Below are 18,077 nucleotides of genomic sequence, written 5' to 3' on the forward strand. Positions count from 1 at the left end.
CCTCTAGAATGAATGACATCATGTCATTTAGAGTGAGATTATGACCGTCTTGCGTACACTCTTTGCCAGCTGTACTGTTGTAGGTTTAATAACATTGAGTCCTTTCGTTCTTGCCAAAGAAAGTGACAATTTACTCACCGCAATTCAAAAACAATGGGTCGGACAAAAAGCGCCAGCCTTCAAATTACAAGATCAACAAGGCCAGTGGCATCAATTATCCCAGTATAAAGGTCAATGGGTCGTCCTGTATTTTTACCCGAAAGACAACTCACCTGGCTGCACTCAGGAAGCCAACCAGTTTAAAGCCCTTTATCCGCAGTTTATTAAAAATAATGCCGTGGTTTTAGGCGTGAGCCTTGATGATGTGAAATCACATCAGAAGTTTTCTGAAAAACTGAATTTGCCTTTTCCTATTTTGGCAGACCATCAACAAACTCTTGCCAAACAGTTCGGCATTATTCGGAATTTAGGTTTTATGCAGATTGCCAAGCGCGAAAGCTTCCTGATCGACCCGAAAGGTACAATTGTTTATCATTATACCAGTATCGATACGCAAACTCATGCCGCGCAGGTTTTGCAAGACATACAAAAATTTAACCCATAAAAAAGCAGCCATCGAGGCTGCTTTTTTATCGTTGAATCGTTTAAATCTGCGATTGAATATAATTTTGTAGCCCGATCAGTTCGATCAGGCGCATTTGTTTTTCCAGCCAGTAAGTATGGTCTTCTTCGGTATCTGACAACTGCTGACGCAACATGTCACGGCTAATATAATCGCCTTTCTCTTCGCAAAGTTTAATACCTTGAACCAATTTTTCACGCACATGATATTCGAGTGCAAGATCAGCTCTTAGGCAGCTCACCACATCGGTTCCAACATCAACCTCGTCTCGCTGCATATTGGGTGTGCCACCTAAAAATAGCACACGACGAATAATGGCATCCGCATGCGATGCTTCTTCATGCATTTCATGATCAATGCGTTCGTAGATTTTGCTTAAACCCCAGTCATCGTACATACGTGAATGGATCAGGTATTGATCACGAGCAGCCAGTTCGCCACCGATCAACATATTTAAATAGTCTATGACTTCTGGATTGCCACGCATGGTGAATTTCTCCTGTGAATATAAACTTTAGTATGCAAGGTTTATAGTAAAAAAGCAAAATTTAAGTTTTATAAGTATATGATTTTTCATAACATTAAAATGAGAAACATACGCATTTATATTTCAACTTGGCGTATTTTCTAATCTAAAAATAAGCCCTTAAGATATTTTAAGGGCTTATTTGTACAGCGGCTGAAATTACAAATTTCAACATTCTGGCATCAAAAACCAATCTGTTTTTTATTCAGGAATCACCTGTTGACCATATTCAGCCATTAAGGTTAGAAATTCAGATTCGCTCATGACCTGTATGCCCAGTTTTTCCGCTTTTTCCAGTTTAGAGCCCGCTTTTTCACCTGCAACTACACATTTTGTTTTACTTGACACACTACCACTCACACGCGCACCGAGTGCCTGTAGCATTTGAGTGGCTTGATCACGCGTAAATTGCTGCAATGTTCCTGTCAGTACCCAACTCTCACCATTTAAGGGTTGGCGTGTCGGTGCAGTAGGTGCATCCCATGTCAAACCTGCATCCAGCAAGCGCTCCACGACTTCAATATTATGCTGTGCCTGAAAGAAATCCACGATCCATTCTGCGGTAATATCACCAACATCAGGAGTTTTCTTTAGGGTTTCAATATCGGCTTGACGCAGAGCATCAAAAGTCTGGAAGGTGTTGGCAAGCATCCGTGCAGTAGTTTCCCCCACTCCACGAATTCCTAGCGCATAAATAAAACGCGCGAGTGTGGTTTTCTTGCTGGCATCAATCGCATCAAACAGATTTTGAACTGATTTCTCACCCATTTTTTCAATACCAAGCATCGTCTCGCGGTGCTGATGCAGCTGGTAAATATCAGACACATCATTCAGCAAATTCAGATGCAGTAAGGACTCAACCCAACGATCCCCCAAGCCTTCAATATCCAGCGCCTTACGCGAAACAAAGTGACGAATGGCTTCAATACGCTGTGCCGCACAGTACAAACCACCTGAACAACGCGCCAAAGCCTCACCTTCAGGCATGACTACAGGCGAATCACAGACTGGACACTGGCTTGGCAGCACAATTTCTACAGCATCATTTGGGCGAAACTCAGGCCAGACCTTCTCAACTTTGGGAATAACGTCTCCTGTACGATAGACACTCACGGTATCGCCCACACGAACATCCAGACGGTGAATTTCACCAATGTTGTGCAAGGTGACATTGGATACCGTTACACCACCCACAAATACAGGATTTAAACGTGCAACTGGAGTCAGTATGCCTGTACGTCCAACTTGCCAGTCAATTTGATCAACTGTCGTCAGTGCAGCAACCGCAGGAAATTTATAGGCAGTTGCCCAGCGAGGTTCACGACTTAAAAAACCCAATTGCTGTTGCTGTTTCAGGCTATCGACTTTAATGACCATGCCATCAATTTCAACAGATAAATCAGGGCGCTCCTGCTGAATCTGCTGATATTTTTCTTGAACTTCCTGAATCGACTGGCATAAAAATTGACGTTCTGCGATTTCAAAGCCTATTTTGGTCAACCATATCAAGCTTTCATGCATGGACACCAAATTATGTTGTGGTTCGCACTGCGCAATTCCATACGCATAAAACGCCAATGGGCGAGATGCCGCAATTTCAGGATCAAGCTGGCGCAAACTTCCTGCTGCCGCATTACGCGGATTGGCAAAAGTTTTTTCACCACGCGCCTGCTGATCGGCGTTGAGTTTTTCAAAACCCGATTTTGGCATCAACACTTCGCCACGGACTTCGAGCAACTCTGGAATTTTTATGTCTGTGCTATATAAGAATTTAGGCAGATTACGAATGGTTTTAACATTTTGGGTAATATCTTCACCTGTTTCGCCATCACCACGCGTTACGCCGCGGACTAAAACTCCATGTTCATACCATAGAGAAATGGCAAGACCATCCAGTTTTAACTCTACATCATACAAAATTTCCTGATTTGGCAACCGCTCTTCAACACGGCGGGCAAAAGCGAACAAATCTTCCTGATTAAATACGTTGCCAAGCGACAGCATCGGTACGGCGTGGGTCACACTTTCAAATTTGCTCAGTGCTTGCCCGCCAACTTTCTGAGTTGGAGTATCTTGCTGAACCAGTTCAGGATATTGTTGTTCTAATGCTTTTAACTGATGAAAAAGATGATCATATTCACTGTCAGAAATGGTCGGTTGATCCATCACATAATAGGCATGGTTATGCTTTGCCAGAATTTGAATCAGTTGTCGCATCTGCGCAATGACTGCGGTTGTATCCACCATAAAAATTCACCATATAAAAGGGCGGACATCGTCCACCCTAAAGTCTAAACTCAGCGCTTTAAATTAGTTGCTCTGTGCCGCTTGCGGTTTGTAATCAATAATTTGATGACGCCAGTGTTCCTTGAGTTGCTGAGTCAGTTCACAGCTGTTTTCATCGAAGACTTTCCCATCGATGTCACGGGCAATCAGATTGGCAATACTGACCATCATATCAAAACCTGCCTGCGCATGCGGGTTTGGCAAGGTCAAGAAAAAGGCAAAGCCCTGTACTTGCTCAGCAGATAAAGTTTCCAAGTCAAAACCTGCTGGGCCTTCATCGGTAACACGCAATACCGAAAACATCAGTGGACTTTCTTCTTCGGTATTTTCATAGCGATGGAAGCAAGATAGCTCACCAAAACGCAGACCGTATTTGAGTAAAACTTTCAAGGCACGATCACCTGACAATACACGGCGTGGGTTCGGATACACATTTAAGGCAAAAATATATTCGGCATTTGACAATGCACTTTCATCATCATAACGCTGCTGTTCATGCAAATGCATGTCCAAAATCGAGCTCTCTTCGTCAAACTCTGCAATCGCAACGGTTTCAATGTCTGGGTTCAAGCTGAGTACTGGAGCAGGTTCAGCTTTTTTCTCATCATTATTGATCGCTGGATCAGTCTCAGTCTGCTCTACCGTTTCGGGCTGCTTTTGTTCTTGCTCTTGTGCAGGCTTCTCTATTTTTTCCAGAACAAGCTGGCTTGGTTCAGGCTCTGCTTTTTTTGCTGGCTCAGCTTCAGGAGCTGCGCTGGTTTCCTCTGAATCATCGGCATCTAAATGTGGCTCAATGCGTTGCTCTAACGCCTGTGCAGCCGAAAGCTGATCACGCACAAAACGAGGAATCACAGGCTGATGGGTTTCAGGGTTAATGTGTAATTCCGATTCGAGCGAAGGCACATATTCTTTCGGCTTTCGTAACAGCAAAAACAACCCCAATAAAATAATCGCAACCGCGATCACAATACCTACGATTGTGGTGATTTCCATACTATGACTCCGCAACTAACCCGTATTCTTTCGCTTCTTCTAAATTCACAGTGACCAATTTTGATGTTCCTGGCTCAGGCATTGTAACACCCAATAAATCCGTCGCCATGGTCATTGCCAGTTTATTATGTGTGATGTAAACAAATTGTACCTGTTCGGACAATTCTTTGACCAAATTACAAAAACGCTGCACGTTAGCATCATCTAATGGGGCATCGACTTCATCCAGTACACAAAACGGTGCTGGATTGAGACGAAAAATGGCAAATACCAATGCCAACGCTGTCAGGGCTTTTTCTCCACCCGACAATAATGCCAGAGAACTGTTACGTTTCCCTGGCGGTCGAGCCATCAGTTTGACACCCGATTGCCAGTCATCTTCCAGACTTAAACTGGCTTCACCACCATTAAACACTTTTGGAAATAAATCCTGCAACTCATGATTGATCTGTTCAAAGGTCTGCATAAATAACTTACGCGTTTCCTGATCAATACTTTTCATGGCCTGTTGCAACTGCTCAACGGTATTTTGCAGATCCTGCATCTGGTGGGTCAGCTCTTCATAACGCCCGGCAACTTCTTCATATTCCTGTGACGCTGCCAGATTCACCGCCCCGATTTTATCAAACTGTTGTTGGGCTTTTTGTAATTGTGCCTGATGCGCCACCAGTTCGATTTCAACGCTTTTCAGTGGTTCGGCATTTAACTGTTCTAACTGCTCGGTATAATGTGTCAGGTCAGATTTTGCAGCTTGCCATGCCAGTCGTTTTTGTTCAAGCAATTCGCGTACTTGTTCATCCTGCTGTTGTAGCTGATGACGCTGCTGCGTCAAATGCTGCTGCTTTTCCTGCACAGTATTCAGTTCCAGCTGCCATTCTTTCCACTGTTTTTCCAGCACGGCCGTTTGTTGTTGCTGCTCTTCAAGCTGCGCTTGCAAGCTCGGTAATTCAAGCTGTATCGGTTGTAACACACTTTGAGCTTGCTGAAGCTGCTGCACACACTGTGCATATTGGCTTTTGAGAAAACTTAAATCTTTTTCAAGCAGTTCAATCTGTTGCTGTTGCTGTTGCAACTGCTGCTTGCTGTCTTGCAACTGGCTTTGTACCTGCTGACGTTGACGCTGCTGCTGTTCACATTGCTCAGCCAGTTCATCCACCTGATATTGCAAGGTTTTATAGTATGGTAATGCCTGTTCCAGCTTGATTGCCAGTGCATGCAGATCAATCTCCAGATCATCTTTTTGCATGGCATCTTCTTCGATTTGCAAATCCAACTGCTGTAACTGCGCTTGCAATTGCGACTGCTGCACCGCGAAAGCCTGCTGGGCACTATGTAATTTAGCAACCTGCACATCCAGTTGTTGTTGCTGTTGACGTAAAGTTTTGCTGTGCTGCTGTTGTGCCTGAATCTGCTGCTGGGTTGCTTTTAACGTCTGTTCTGCCAAAGTGCTGTGCTGTTGCAGTTGCTGTAATTGCTGCTGAACTTCTGCCAGTTCTTGCTCAATTTCCTGCAAGCGAATGCGATGGCTCAACGCGCCTTGTGCTGCTTGACTCTGTTCGTCATACAACAGTCCGATCACCCAGTCTTGCCCAAGCAAATAACCATCCAGACTGAGTAAAGTCTGACCTGCCTGTAATTGTTTCTGCAAAGCAAGTGCCTGAGTAAAATCAGCAGCAATAGCAACTTGTTGCCATAGTGAGTTTTGTGGATAGGCAATCCAGCTCGCCAGTGTTGGCAAACCTAGAAGTTCAGTCTGCAGATTCGTTTCAGTGATGTGTAGTTGCCGTGCCTGTTCAGGCTGAAATGGCATTTCGTCTGACAACACATGAGCCGATAACCACTGTGCCAGATATTTTTCCACCAGTCCTGCATGCGCTTTAGCAACATCTTGCAACTGTAAAACCTGCATCAACTGCTGCGCTGCTGACTGCTGTTTTGGCTGTTGCTTGGTCATGAGTTTTTGCAGGTTACTTTGTTCTGCTTGCAAAATTTTAAGCTGTGACTGCTGGGCAGAAAGCTGTTGTTGCTGCTGTTGAACGGCTTGTTGCTGCTGTTGTTTTTGCTGTTCAAGGATCTGTAACTGTTGTTCGGTTTGCTGCACTTGCTCGGCAACGCTGTGCTGTTGCTCGGTAAAATCGTCCAGTTCAGGCTGAGTAACTTGGGCTTTGACTTGCTGATATTGCTGTGCCAGCGTTTCTTTTTGGTGTTCTAAACGTAAAAGATTTTTATTGAGCTGTTCCAGTTGCGACTGCATTTGTGCATGTTTTTGCTGTTGCTGCTCAACTTGGCTTTTGACCTGCTGATACTGTTGCAACGCAGTTTGATACTGTGCAGATAAGTCTGAATTTTGCTGCTGTTGCTGCTGATCATTCTGCTCAGCCTGTTGTAGGCTTTCCGCCAATTGCTCACACTGTTCATGCAAGGTATCCAGTTGCATTTCGGTCAGTTGCAACTGCTCTTTCAACTGCGTTTTTTGTTGCTCGAGCTGAGAGATTTGTTGACTATTTTGCTGCTGTAAAGCTTGTTTTTGTTCAACATTAAGTTGAAGTTCAGACAGTTTTTTCTCGGCGGTTTGCCATGCTTGTTGTAACGGGGTGGATTGCTGAATCAGACGTTGAAACAAACCACTGGTTTCGGTCAGGTCATGCTCAACCGTGTTCAGTTCCGAACGTACCAGTTTAAACTGCTCACCGAACTCGGTCATTTGTGCAGTATATTCCTGTTGCAAACGCTGGCTTTGCTGACACTGGAACGAGAGAATTTCAATTTTTAAGGTACGGACTTGCTGTTCAAGCTGTTTGTATTGAACTGCGGCTTCTGACTGACGTTTCAGGGTTTTCAACTGGGCTTTCAGTTCGTGGGCAATATCTTCCAGACGTTCCAAGTTCTGCGTGGTATGCTCCAGATGTTGCAGGGTTTCACGGCGGCGTGCCTGATAACGTGACACCCCTGCCGCTTCCTCCACAAACACGCGCATTTCTTCAGGTTTGGCATCCACCAAACGGTTAATCATGCCCTGTTCAATAATCGCATAAGAACGTGGCCCTAAGCCTGTTCCCAAGAAAATATCGGTAATATCTCGGCGGCGGCAACGCGTACCATTGAGAAAATATTCAGATTTTCCCTCTCGTGTCACCTGACGGCGCACCGCCAGTTCATTGTAGGCATTGTACATGCCACCGAGTTTGCCATAGGTATTTTCAAAGCGTAACTCGACGCTCGCCACCCCGACAGGCTTGCGTTTGACGGTTCCCGTAAAAATCACGTCCTGCATGCTACCACCACGCAACTGGCGGGCACTCGATTCGCCCATGACCCAGCGAATGGCATCAATGACATTGGATTTACCACAACCATTAGGCCCTACAATCGCACTACGGTTTGCTTTAAAATGTAATGTGGTACTGTCGGCAAACGATTTGAAGCCTGAGAGTTTTAAACTGCTTAAACGCATACTGTCCTAATTTAATGACGTGAGCGACGTGCCCATGCCAACTCAATCTGTTTCATTCGTGTCAGGGAGTCCAACACAAGCCCTCGCAAGTGTCGGCAAAAATCATGCATAAATAAAGTGGCTTGTTGCAAATTTTGGGTCAAAATAGCATCAATCATCCATTTTATGCGATTAAAGGTTTCTTCCAAATCCCGCCGTGAGGTATTCAGGATTAAAAAATAACAACGGCGCAGTGCAGGAAATAAGTCATGAAAAAATTGAGTAAAATATAAATTATGAAACTGCCCAGCATGATTCAACAGAAAATAAAACCATAAATCATAAAATTGTTCAGACTGCATCTGTTTGACATGCAATGCTAACTGTTGCTCAAGCTGCTGAATTTTTTGTTTTTCACTGGATAGATCATGGTAAATAAAACACTGGATCAATCGGCTCAGCAGCATGTCACAGCTTTCAAATAACTGATTAACCTGTTCTGTGCTCATTTCGGTCACAATGGCACCACGACGCGGATAAATCTCGATTAGATGTGTACGTTGTAATAATAACAATGCTTCACGTACCGAACCGCGACTCACGTGCATATCTTTGGCAATCTTCAGTTCAGGAATTCGCTCGCCTTCAAGTAACTCACCTGAAATAATTTGCTGTGCAATTTGATCGGCAATCTGTTCGGCAAGACATTGTGCGGGTTGCTGCAGCATGATTCACCTGTTTCATTTTTTGATTTTGTTTTTAATGCGCGTTGTGTAGCACTTGTATCACACCCTGATAAATAAAATAACTCCCCACACTAAAAAGCAAACCACTAAAACATTTTTTCAACATGGCAGGTGACAAGGCATGTGCCACTTTGGCACCAAATCTGGCAGTCACAAAACTCATGACGCTAATGCCAGTAAACGCATAAAGATGCACATAACCAATTGCATGCGGAATCTGAATGCTCTGTTTTGCTCCAAACCACATAAAACCCAGCGCGCCTGCCACTGCAATCGGGAAACCACAGGCCGCCGAGGTCGCCACCGCCTTTTGCATCACCACACCATGCTTGTTTAAATAAGGCACAGTCAGTGAACCGCCACCAATCCCAAAAATCGCAGAAGCCACCCCAATACCAGAACCAGCAAGTGCCTGTTGCCAGGCTGTTGGTAGATGCTTTGAGGTATCCACCTGTTGTTTTGCACCAAAGAACATACGCTGTGACACCCAAAGCGCAAATACGCCAATAATCAGTTGCAAACTATGCCCAGATAAAACATCGGCAACGCCTGCCCCTAAAAATGAGCCAATCACCAAACCTGGAGCAATATTCCGCACCACCGGCCACATCACTGCGCCTTTTTGATGATGTGCCATAATCGAACTTAAAGAAGTAACCATAATAGTCGCCAGTGACGTCCCAAGTGCCATGTGCATAATCACATCAGGGGCATAATGCTGCTGGGTAAACACTATATATAAAATTGGAACAATAATCAGACCACCCCCCACACCAAACAACCCTGCGGCAAAACCTGCAATTGCACCAATCAGTAAATATATGATTAACTCCATCTTATGTTTTCCCATGAATTGTTGATTATGGATGCGGATACTCGCCAATTACAGCAGCTACTCGAACTGTCGAACTGTACCCCTGATATTGTCTTGCTAAAACATAGCACCACATCGACCAATGATGATGTGCGCGCACTTGCCCAGCAAGGCATGCATACTGCCCTTGTTTGCAGCGAAATACAAACCCAAGGTCGTGGGCAGCATCAAAGACAATGGCTGTCTCCCCAAGGCAACATCTATTTAAGCACACTCATCAACACCGAAACAGCGATTGATGGGCGCTTGGCACTGGAAGTTGCACTCAACCTGCTTCACATGCCCATACTGAAAGACTTTAATTTACAAATCAAATGGCCCAATGATCTATATAGTCATCAGGGCAAATGGGGTGGCATTTTAGTCGAACCACTTTCTGCTCGTCAGGCGATTATCGGGGTTGGCATCAATATTATTACGCCACCTGACCTGCAAAATCTGGATCAGGCCGTGACCTCATTGAGCGAACTGGGACTGCACAATCGTAGTCGGATTGAGTTAATTCACGACATTTATGTAGCGATTCAACAGGCAGGCGCATGGTTCAATCATGGCTGTTACAATCTGGCCGAGCGCTTTAACCATGTGGCAATGTTTAAAGGTCAATCGGTCAGCTTCGAGCATCAACAAGGTGTTGCTGAAGGAATATTCCTCGGGATTCAAAATGATGGCGGGATTGTGCTTGATACAGTACAGGGGCAGACCGTGTATTATCAGGGACGTTTGCGCCCACTTTCTTCAATACAGTAATCCGAGAATATAATGCAAAATTTATGGCTCGATATTGGTAACACACGCCTAAAATACTGGATTACCCAAGGTCAAGAGGTCATTGAACATGGTGCAGAGCTGCATTTGCAATCGCCTGCCGACTTGCTGCTGGGTTTAGTTCATCACTTTAAAGCGATGCAGATTAGCCGAATTGGGATTTCTTCAGTTCTGGATAAAAAAAATAATGATCGGATTAGCCGTATTTTAAAACGTCTCAATGCGCCATTGGTGATTGCCAAAGTACAGCACGAATATGCAGGCTTGCACTGTGGTTATGACGATATTCAGCAACTTGGGATTGACCGATGGCTACAGCTTCTGGCAGTAGCTGCACCAGAGCAAGACCTGTGTGTGATTGGTTGTGGAACTGCACTGACGATTGACCTGACCCAAGGCATGCAGCACTTGGGCGGCTATATTTTACCTAATCTATATTTACAACGTGATTCACTGATTCAAAATACCAAAGGCATTAAAATTCCAGATTCGGCATTTGAGCATTTGGAACCTGGGCGAACAACCGTGGATTGCGTACATCATGGTATTTTGCTTGGACTCATTAGCACTATTCAGAAAATTCTGGAACAATCACCGCGCAAGCTGATTTTAACAGGCGGTGATGCTGTATTATTCGCGCGTTTTTTACAAGAGCATCAGCCTGTTGTAGAAACAGACTTGTTGTTAAAAGGGCTGCAACATTATATTTCACACCACAAGAACAATGAATCAGTTGAGGGATCATGATGAAAAGTAATTATAAAATTTTGTCTATACTGGCCTGCGGTCTCGCATTATCCGCTTGCCAAAGCACGACAGCACCCTCTGCACCAGCTCCAACCAGTTTAGGGAGTGCAGCCTCCGAGCAATCAGTAATTGCCTACTTTTCTTCGATGCAGACAGGCGGCATTTTGCTACTCAATGGCCGCTCTGCCGATGTATATCGGGTGTTAATCAAACATGACGAGCGCGGTTATTGGATACAGGACTTTTATCAGGCATCACACCGCCCACAGTCTAGCCCAGTCTTGCTGACCAACCCTGCCGATTTAAACAAGATTTCTCCGACATCGGTTGTTGGTGATTTAATTCTGTATTACCGTAACGGGCAGGTCTACCAACGTGCAACGTATAATGCCCAACATCAACCAACAGGTCAGACAACCACTTATAATCCTCAAGGTAAGCTGATCGTACAGGAAGAAAACCGTGCTGATGGTTCGTATTCGGGGCGTTTCTGGTATCCAGAAACGCTGCATCAGGCGCTCAGTTTTGAAATGAATAGTAAGCATCAGGTGACTATGGCAAAAGGTTGGGACCAACAACAGCATGCAATCCCGAGCAATCAGTGCTTTGCTGAAAAAACCTTAAATCCTAAAAACCAGCAAGATCAATGCTATCAGTTGCTGATGCAGATTTATCAAACAAGTGCCACTATGGCAGATTAAAGCTGTTCTTGCTCAAGTCAGATTTGGCTTGGGCATTCTTTTCTGACATTTAAAATGATGAACAACAATGAAAAAAATAATTTTAACTGCCCTATTGGCATGTACTTTGGTCACTCCTGCAGCAGCGTCGGCAAAAACCTCCAACAGTACACTACCCACATCCAGTTCAATTCAAAAAAACCTGATTATTGCCTATTTTTCACCGATTCAATTTGGTAATGAATATTCAGCCAAAGCCTTAAGCACAGGTTATTATCGTGTTTTATTAGACAAAAATGCACAGGGTCAGTATCTGGTACAGGATTTTTATACCCAAACTAAAACTCCTCAGTCCGCTCCTTTTTGGTTGAGTAAGTCTGAAGACTTGCATAGTTTCGATCCGAATTCGGTCACGGGTGAACTCAAGCTTTATTATGCGACAGGTGAAGTTTATTTTACGACTCAATACAATCAGCAGCAGCAACTCATTGGACCTAGCCAACTCTTGAATCGTCAAGGTCAACTGCTTTCACAAGAAACCATGTCTGCTGATGGTTCAACACAAAGCGATTACTGGTACCATCCCAATGTACCCGCTTTAAAAGTAAAGTTTGATTCAGACGGGCAGATTTTACAGGCGCAAGGCTGGGACACTGAAGGTAAAGCCATTGCAGCCAACGAATGTTTTGCTGAAAAAACGCTAGAGCCAAAAAACCAATTAGATACCTGTTATTTGATCATGAACTTACTGAATGATCGCAACCAGACACTGATTGAAGAGCCATAAAAAAGAGGCGCAATATGCGCCTCTTTTTTATAAAGAAAATTTTATTTTTTCTGGTCGTTGCCACCAAATAATGGCCCCATACCACCGCCACCACCACCGAACTGCTTTTGCATACCGCTGAGTGAACGCATCATTTTGCCCAAACCTGACGGATTGGCAAATTTCTTCATCATTTTCGCCATTTGCGCATGTTGCTTGATCAATTTATTGACTTCGGCGACATCCATACCACAGCCTGCTGCAATACGTTTCTTACGGCTTGGGTTCATCAAGTCTGGGTTACGGCGCTCTTTGAGCGTCATCGACAAAATGATGGCTTCCATCTTCTTGACTTGCTTTTCAGGGTTGGCTTGCTGAATCGCTTGCTGCAAACCTGCACCGCTCATGCCAGGCAACTTGTCCAAGAAGCCCATCATACCGCCCATTTTGCTCATTTGCTCAAATTGCGTCAGCATATCTTCAAAGTTGAAGCTGCCACCTTTTTGCAATTTTTTCGCCATTTTTTCGGCTTTTTCTTTGTCGAGTTTGCGTTCAACTTCCTCAACCAAAGACAGCACGTCACCCATACCCAAAATACGCTGGGCAATACGTTCAGGGTGGAATGGTTCAAGCGCATCGAGTTTTTCACCCATACCCAAGAACTTGATTGGCTTGCCAGTAATGGCACGCACTGAAAGCGCCGCACCACCGCGTGCATCACCATCAGTTTTGGTCAAAATCACACCTGTCAGTGGCAAGGCATCGTTAAAGGCTTTTGCAGTATTTGCCGCATCCTGACCCGTCATGGCATCGACCACGAACAAAGTTTCGGTTGGTTTAACTGCAGCGTGCAATTCTTTAATTTCATCCATCATGTCTTCATCGACATGTAAACGACCTGCCGTATCGACAATCAATACATCGGCAAACTTGATTTTTGCCTGTTCGATGGCACGATTGACAATATCAATCGGTTTTTCATCTGCACTCGATGAAATAAATTCTGCACCAACTTCGCCTGAAACCGTTTCTAACTGTTTAATCGCCGCAGGACGGTAAACGTCAGCAGAAACCGTCATGACTTTTTTCTTTTGGCGTTCTTTTAAGAAGCGCGCCAATTTTGCCGCAGTGGTGGTTTTACCCGCACCCTGCAAACCTGCCAATAATACAACCACTGGCGGTTTCGCTGCCAAATCCAGGCTTTGGTTTTCCTCGCCCATCATTTTGGTCAGTTCATCATGAACAATCTTGACAAAAGCCTGTCCTGGAGACAGTTGGCTCATGACTTCTTGTCCAAGTGCCTGTTCCTTAACTTTCGCGATAAACTCACGGGTTACAGGTAAGGCAACATCCGCCTCTAGAAGTGCCATACGCACTTCTCGCAGGGTGTCTTTAATATTGTCTTCGGTCAGTTGTCCTGTACCGGTAACATTTCTTAAACTCTGTGAGAGTCGTTCTGTTAAGGTGTCAAACATTGCAAATTCCGCTTAAAATGGTCTGTTGCAAAAAAATCTTTCTCAAAAATAGAAAATTTATGCATGAAATGCTATAGGATACTTGAGTTCACATCGAAATTATATCGCATAGCATGAATATTCATTATTCCAACAAAGGTTTGACATGATCAGTCTCCCCTTGGTGTACACGATACTGGCTTTAATCGCTTATACCACTGGTTTTTGGTACTCCTTTATGCACTTATTGGCGAAGCGTGAGCCAAACCGTTGGTTTATTGGCGTCATTCTGAGCATAGGTCTGTTGTTACATGGCTATATTTTAGAACATGACATGTTAACAACACATGGGGTCAATTACGACGTTTTCAACTTAATGTCGTTTACTTCTGGTTTAATGCTGCTATTAAGTGCAGTATACAGCACCTATCGTCCCGTGATTGCCCTGAATTTACTGGGCATTCCTGTCGCTGCGACAGGGCTTATTTTTGGTTTTGCATTTAGCCATCCCGATCAGTTTACTGAAGAACACTCTCTCGGGTTGGATATTCACATCATTTTATCGCTGTCAGCGTATGCTGTATTGCTCATGGCCACCATTCAAGCAGTACTGATGTGGTTCCAAGACCGCGAACTCAAGAAAAAACAAAAACGCCTCTGGGTGAATCTGTTACCTCCATTTCAAGTCATGGAGTCACTGTTATTTGACATGCTCATAACAGGTTTTGTGGTGCTCACCATTGCTTTGGGCTTTGGGTTCTTCACCGTAGACAGTTTCTTAGCGCAGCATTTAGCCCATAAAACCGTGTTTAGCCTAATTTCATGGGTTGTTTATGGCGTGCTTCTGATTGGTCACTTCAAATTTGGCTGGCGTGGACAAAAAGCGATTCGCTTTACCCTGATCGGCTTTTCCCTTCTTGCGGTCGGCTTTATCGGCAGTAAATTTATTTTAGAAATGATTTTAGGGAAATAAAGGCATTTATTCAGTTTTTTCTTATTTAAAATGTGCAGCATTCATCCATAAGCGAGTGTGGAACATGAAAATTTAATAGAAAGCCCATTTTTATAAACTGGGCTTTTCTATTATCATTAACATATTGATTTTAAGTAATTTATTTAGTCTTATAAGTAAGTTTCGTATAAGCCATATTATATTAAATAAGAATAAGAAATCAGTGATTTCCAAAAAACTAAAAAGACTTTTCTGATTGGATATTAATCGTTTTGTTACCTTTTTAAGGTAGGAGTATTTCTGTATAACGTTTTTTCATTAAAGAAAGTTCTTGAGCTTTATGCTGTGACGCTCAAAATTTAGAATTAGAAACAGTTCTTAATTCCATATCGTTAATACTAACCACTTGATTATTTTCATTAACAAGTTTCAATCTAAGTGCGACATCTTGATCTTTTTGAAAAATTTTAACGACAGGCTCTTCTTTTGATAAAAAATCACTACCAGATTCTAACATAGCAAGTAATACCACATTCAAACTTCTCCCCTTTGATGTAAGCAAGTATTCTTGACGTTCTCTTACCCCCATTTCTTTGTATAAAGACAACTTTAATATATTTAATTCAACAAGATGCTTTAATCGATTAGATAGGATTTGCTTAGATATACCTGTATTTTTCATAAAATCATTGAATTTAGTCACCCCATAAAAGGCTTCCCTTAACAAGAGAATAGTCCATCTGTCATTTAGAATTTCTGCAATTTTAACAATTCCACACGCTTCGGAAGAAAACTTGTGACTAAAAGATATTTGATTTGACATTTAAGTGAACTCCGCCTATCTTGGGTCTAAATTAAAGACCCAGATTAAATTGAGATAATAATATGCCATTCATTCATGTACAAACAATAGAAGGTTTGCTTGATAAAGATAGTAAAGCTGAGCTTTTTAAACGTTTAACAGATTTATTTGTGGAAATTGAAGGTAAAGGAAGAGCTGCTTTTAGAGAGCATATTTGGATTCGTATTGATGAACATCCACCTGAACAATGGCAGCTAGGTCATTTAAAGCCGACAAAAGAAATGATTCAGATTCTCAATGAAATTGATAAATAAAAATTAAGCCCTTACACAAAACTTAGAACAGTCCCGACTGACCGTAGTAGGTTGTGATGATTTTAATCATCACAACCTTATTGAATAAACTCACAGAACCAAGCGGATTTCTAGCGATAATCTTCCAAAGCCCATCGCCTAGACAATCGGCACAAAAAAACGTATAACACCGTTTCTCAAACTTAACTGGTGACCTAAAACCGTGAAACTCATCCTTGCACCCATGGAAGGCTTAACCGATCCGATTATGCGTGATGTGCTAACGCATGTGGGCAGTTTTGACTGGTGTGTCACAGAGTTCATTCGCGTTACCGATAGTCTGTTACCCGAACATGTTTATGACAGCTACTGCCCTGAACTAAAAAATGGTGGTAAAACTGCTGCGGGGACACCTGTACATGTGCAGTTTTTGGGAAATAATCCCGAAATGCTGGCAGCCAATGCCGTGCGCGCTGTTGAACTCGGCGCGCCTGCGATTGACCTGAATTTTGGCTGTCCTGCCAAAACTGTCAACCGTCACCGTGGCGGTTCTATTCTGTTAGATGAACCTGATGTCGTGCATATTTTGGTGAAAGCAGTTCGCGACGCCGTGCCTGCTCACATTCCTGTGTCTGCCAAAATGCGTTTGGGTTATCTGGATGAAAACCACACCATGGACAATGCTCATGCGATTGAAGATGCAGGTGCAAGCTGGCTCACAGTACATGCGCGTACTAAAGCCGATGGTTATACCCCACCCGCCTACTGGGAAAAAATTCGACCCATTCGCGAAGCGCTAAAAATCAATGTCATTGCCAATGGAGAAATCTGGAATTACCAGCATGCAAAAGCATGTCAAGCCCAGTCAGGCTGTGAAGATTTAATGCTTGGACGCGGTGCAGTGACTACCCCTGATTTAACTCAGTGTATTCGCCAGAAATCTGATCAGGCTTTGCTGTCTTGGCAGGAGTTGGTCGAGCTACAAATTCGCTTCTTGAATGGCCCAAGTAAAACTGAAATTGGCATGGTAGGGCGTTACAAACAATGGCTCGGCATGATGAGCAAAGCCTACCCTGAAGCCAAGCAACTTTGGGATGAAGTCAAACGTATTAAAGTGCTAGAGGATGTCATCCAGCAATTACAACGCAGTATCGCACCCTAAATCATTTTCATAAATCTGCACCTGCTGCTTGAGCCAGTCTAAAAACAGACTGGTTTCAGGTTGCAAAGTCTGCCCTTCAGGTATCACACTCCAGTACGCCCACGGATATGCCACCACAGTATTGGAAATTCTTTTAAGGATACCTTGCTGTACCAAATCAAACACCACACTTTTACGCTCCAAGGCGACGCCTAAACCACGACGCAACATTTCAATCACCACATTGGAGTCATTGACTTGCAATAAGCTCTGCTCAGGGAATGCCACATCTGCCTTTTCACACCACCAGTTCCATGTTTCCAGTGATGAAATAACAGGGGTTTCAATAATCTGCTGATCAGAAAAATACAGTCGTCCCTGTTGGAAATCGGTAGCTGCGACTACCCATAACTCATCATAGAACAAGAGCTCTTTCTGCGCTGCCGCCCGCCAGTCGCCATTGCCCATACGAATCGCAACATCAAACTGTTGCTCACTGAGATCTCCGACTGCCAAATCGACCAATAATTTCAAATGGATCTGTGGGTACAATTGACGAAAATCCATTAGCCGAGGTGCAAGCCAATGTGCGGCAAAGGACGGTAAAGTGGCAATCACCAGTTCAGCCTGACGCGGATTAGTTTTGAGCTGAAAGGTGGCATCTTCCAAAGTTTTTAGTGCATCGCGAATTTGAATCGCATATAAACGTCCATCTTCGGAAACCGTGACTTTCTTGGTTTGGCGTTGTAGCAACTGACGCCCCAAATAAGCTTCCAATGCCTTGATCTGCTGACTAATGGCCGAATGTGAAACATGCAGTTCTGCGGCAGCTTGGGTAAAACTTCCTAGCCGACTGACTGCTTCAAAGCTCTTAAGCATCTGTAATGATGGCAATTGTGCCATGTAAGCCTTCCTTACAGCCTGTGTTAGAAATACGAAAACCAACGCTGCATGATTTGTGTATGCTGATAAAAAACATCATGAGACACAGAGA

Annotated in this window: 17 protein-coding genes; 8 read left to right on the forward strand and 9 right to left on the reverse strand. The window is 43.7% G+C overall.

What is annotated here, in order from left to right:
* Positions 1-40 precede the first annotated feature (40 nt).
* Complete coding sequence (locus P255_RS10055; RefSeq protein WP_004901790.1) at positions 41-604, forward strand: peroxiredoxin; 564 nt, start codon at positions 41-43, stop codon at positions 602-604.
* Positions 605-644: 40 nt separating this feature from the next.
* On the opposite strand, the gene ftn is transcribed toward P255_RS10055, so the two are convergent.
* From ftn to P255_RS10085, 6 genes are all read right to left on the reverse strand, one after another.
* The gene (ftn, locus tag P255_RS10060) at positions 645-1,109 is read right to left on the reverse strand and encodes a heteropolymeric bacterioferritin subunit Ftn (protein ID WP_004901792.1); all 465 of its coding nucleotides are present in this window, start codon (positions 1,107-1,109) and stop codon (positions 645-647) included.
* Between the two features lie 240 nt (positions 1,110-1,349).
* On the reverse strand, positions 1,350-3,395 hold the full coding sequence (ligA, locus tag P255_RS10065; protein WP_004901794.1) for an NAD-dependent DNA ligase LigA: 2,046 nt from the start codon (positions 3,393-3,395) through the stop codon (positions 1,350-1,352).
* Positions 3,396-3,458: 63 nt separating this feature from the next.
* The gene (locus tag P255_RS10070; RefSeq protein ID WP_004901796.1) at positions 3,459-4,427 is read right to left on the reverse strand and encodes a cell division protein ZipA C-terminal FtsZ-binding domain-containing protein; all 969 of its coding nucleotides are present in this window, start codon (positions 4,425-4,427) and stop codon (positions 3,459-3,461) included.
* A gap of 1 nt (position 4,428) precedes the next feature.
* Positions 4,429-7,881, reverse strand: a complete 3,453-nt coding sequence (smc, locus tag P255_RS10075) for a chromosome segregation protein SMC (RefSeq protein WP_004901798.1) — start codon at positions 7,879-7,881, stop codon at positions 4,429-4,431.
* A gap of 11 nt (positions 7,882-7,892) precedes the next feature.
* Positions 7,893-8,588, reverse strand: coding sequence for a GntR family transcriptional regulator (locus tag P255_RS10080; RefSeq protein ID WP_004901800.1), 696 nt, complete (start codon positions 8,586-8,588; stop codon positions 7,893-7,895).
* A gap of 31 nt (positions 8,589-8,619) precedes the next feature.
* A complete protein-coding gene (locus P255_RS10085; protein ID WP_004901803.1) occupies positions 8,620-9,441 on the reverse strand; it encodes a sulfite exporter TauE/SafE family protein in 822 nt (273 codons plus the stop codon).
* A gap of 27 nt (positions 9,442-9,468) precedes the next feature.
* On the opposite strand from P255_RS10085, the gene P255_RS10090 reads away from it, so the two are divergent.
* The 4 genes from P255_RS10090 to P255_RS10105 all read left to right on the forward strand — a co-directional run bounded on the left by P255_RS10090 (position 9,469) and on the right by P255_RS10105 (position 12,462).
* Entirely contained in the window at positions 9,469-10,230 is a 762-nt protein-coding gene (locus tag P255_RS10090; protein ID WP_035365365.1) for a biotin--[acetyl-CoA-carboxylase] ligase, read from the forward strand.
* Between the two features lie 12 nt (positions 10,231-10,242).
* Complete coding sequence (locus P255_RS10095; protein ID WP_004901807.1) at positions 10,243-10,995, forward strand: type III pantothenate kinase; 753 nt, start codon at positions 10,243-10,245, stop codon at positions 10,993-10,995.
* On the forward strand, positions 10,992-11,696 hold the full coding sequence (locus P255_RS10100; RefSeq protein ID WP_228127513.1) for a hypothetical protein: 705 nt from the start codon (positions 10,992-10,994) through the stop codon (positions 11,694-11,696). The genes P255_RS10095 and P255_RS10100 overlap by 4 nt, the downstream gene beginning before the upstream one ends.
* A 67-nt stretch (positions 11,697-11,763) precedes the next feature.
* The gene (locus P255_RS10105) at positions 11,764-12,462 is read left to right on the forward strand and encodes a hypothetical protein (protein WP_004901809.1); all 699 of its coding nucleotides are present in this window, start codon (positions 11,764-11,766) and stop codon (positions 12,460-12,462) included.
* Positions 12,463-12,503: 41 nt separating this feature from the next.
* Here the strand turns inward: P255_RS10105 and ffh are convergent, their stop codons facing one another.
* Positions 12,504-13,916 carry a signal recognition particle protein gene (ffh, locus tag P255_RS10110; RefSeq protein WP_004901810.1) on the reverse strand — a complete coding sequence of 471 codons (1,413 nt, stop codon included), beginning with the start codon at positions 13,914-13,916 and terminating at the stop codon, positions 12,504-12,506.
* Between the two features lie 145 nt (positions 13,917-14,061).
* On the opposite strand from ffh, the gene P255_RS10115 reads away from it, so the two are divergent.
* On the forward strand, positions 14,062-14,868 hold the full coding sequence (locus P255_RS10115; RefSeq protein ID WP_004901811.1) for a cytochrome C assembly family protein: 807 nt from the start codon (positions 14,062-14,064) through the stop codon (positions 14,866-14,868).
* Positions 14,869-15,199: 331 nt separating this feature from the next.
* On the opposite strand, the gene P255_RS10120 is transcribed toward P255_RS10115, so the two are convergent.
* Positions 15,200-15,670 (reverse strand): winged helix-turn-helix transcriptional regulator, encoded by a 471-nt coding sequence (locus P255_RS10120; RefSeq protein ID WP_004901812.1) that lies wholly within the window; start codon positions 15,668-15,670, stop codon positions 15,200-15,202.
* Positions 15,671-15,732: 62 nt separating this feature from the next.
* Between P255_RS10120 and P255_RS10125 the strand changes: the two genes are divergently transcribed.
* Complete coding sequence (locus P255_RS10125) at positions 15,733-15,963, forward strand: tautomerase family protein (RefSeq protein ID WP_004901813.1); 231 nt, start codon at positions 15,733-15,735, stop codon at positions 15,961-15,963.
* A 202-nt stretch (positions 15,964-16,165) separates the two neighbouring features.
* Positions 16,166-17,104 carry a tRNA-dihydrouridine synthase gene (locus P255_RS10130; RefSeq protein WP_035365187.1) on the forward strand — a complete coding sequence of 313 codons (939 nt, stop codon included), beginning with the start codon at positions 16,166-16,168 and terminating at the stop codon, positions 17,102-17,104.
* Here P255_RS10130 and P255_RS10135 read toward each other — a convergent pair.
* Positions 17,081-17,986, reverse strand: a complete 906-nt coding sequence (locus tag P255_RS10135) for a LysR substrate-binding domain-containing protein (RefSeq protein ID WP_004901821.1) — start codon at positions 17,984-17,986, stop codon at positions 17,081-17,083. The genes P255_RS10130 and P255_RS10135 overlap by 24 nt on opposite strands.
* Positions 17,987-18,077 lie beyond the last annotated feature (91 nt).

Origin of the sequence: Acinetobacter brisouii CIP 110357, from assembly GCF_000488275.1 — a bacterium.
Taxonomy (GTDB): Bacteria; Pseudomonadota; Gammaproteobacteria; order Pseudomonadales; family Moraxellaceae; genus Acinetobacter; species Acinetobacter brisouii.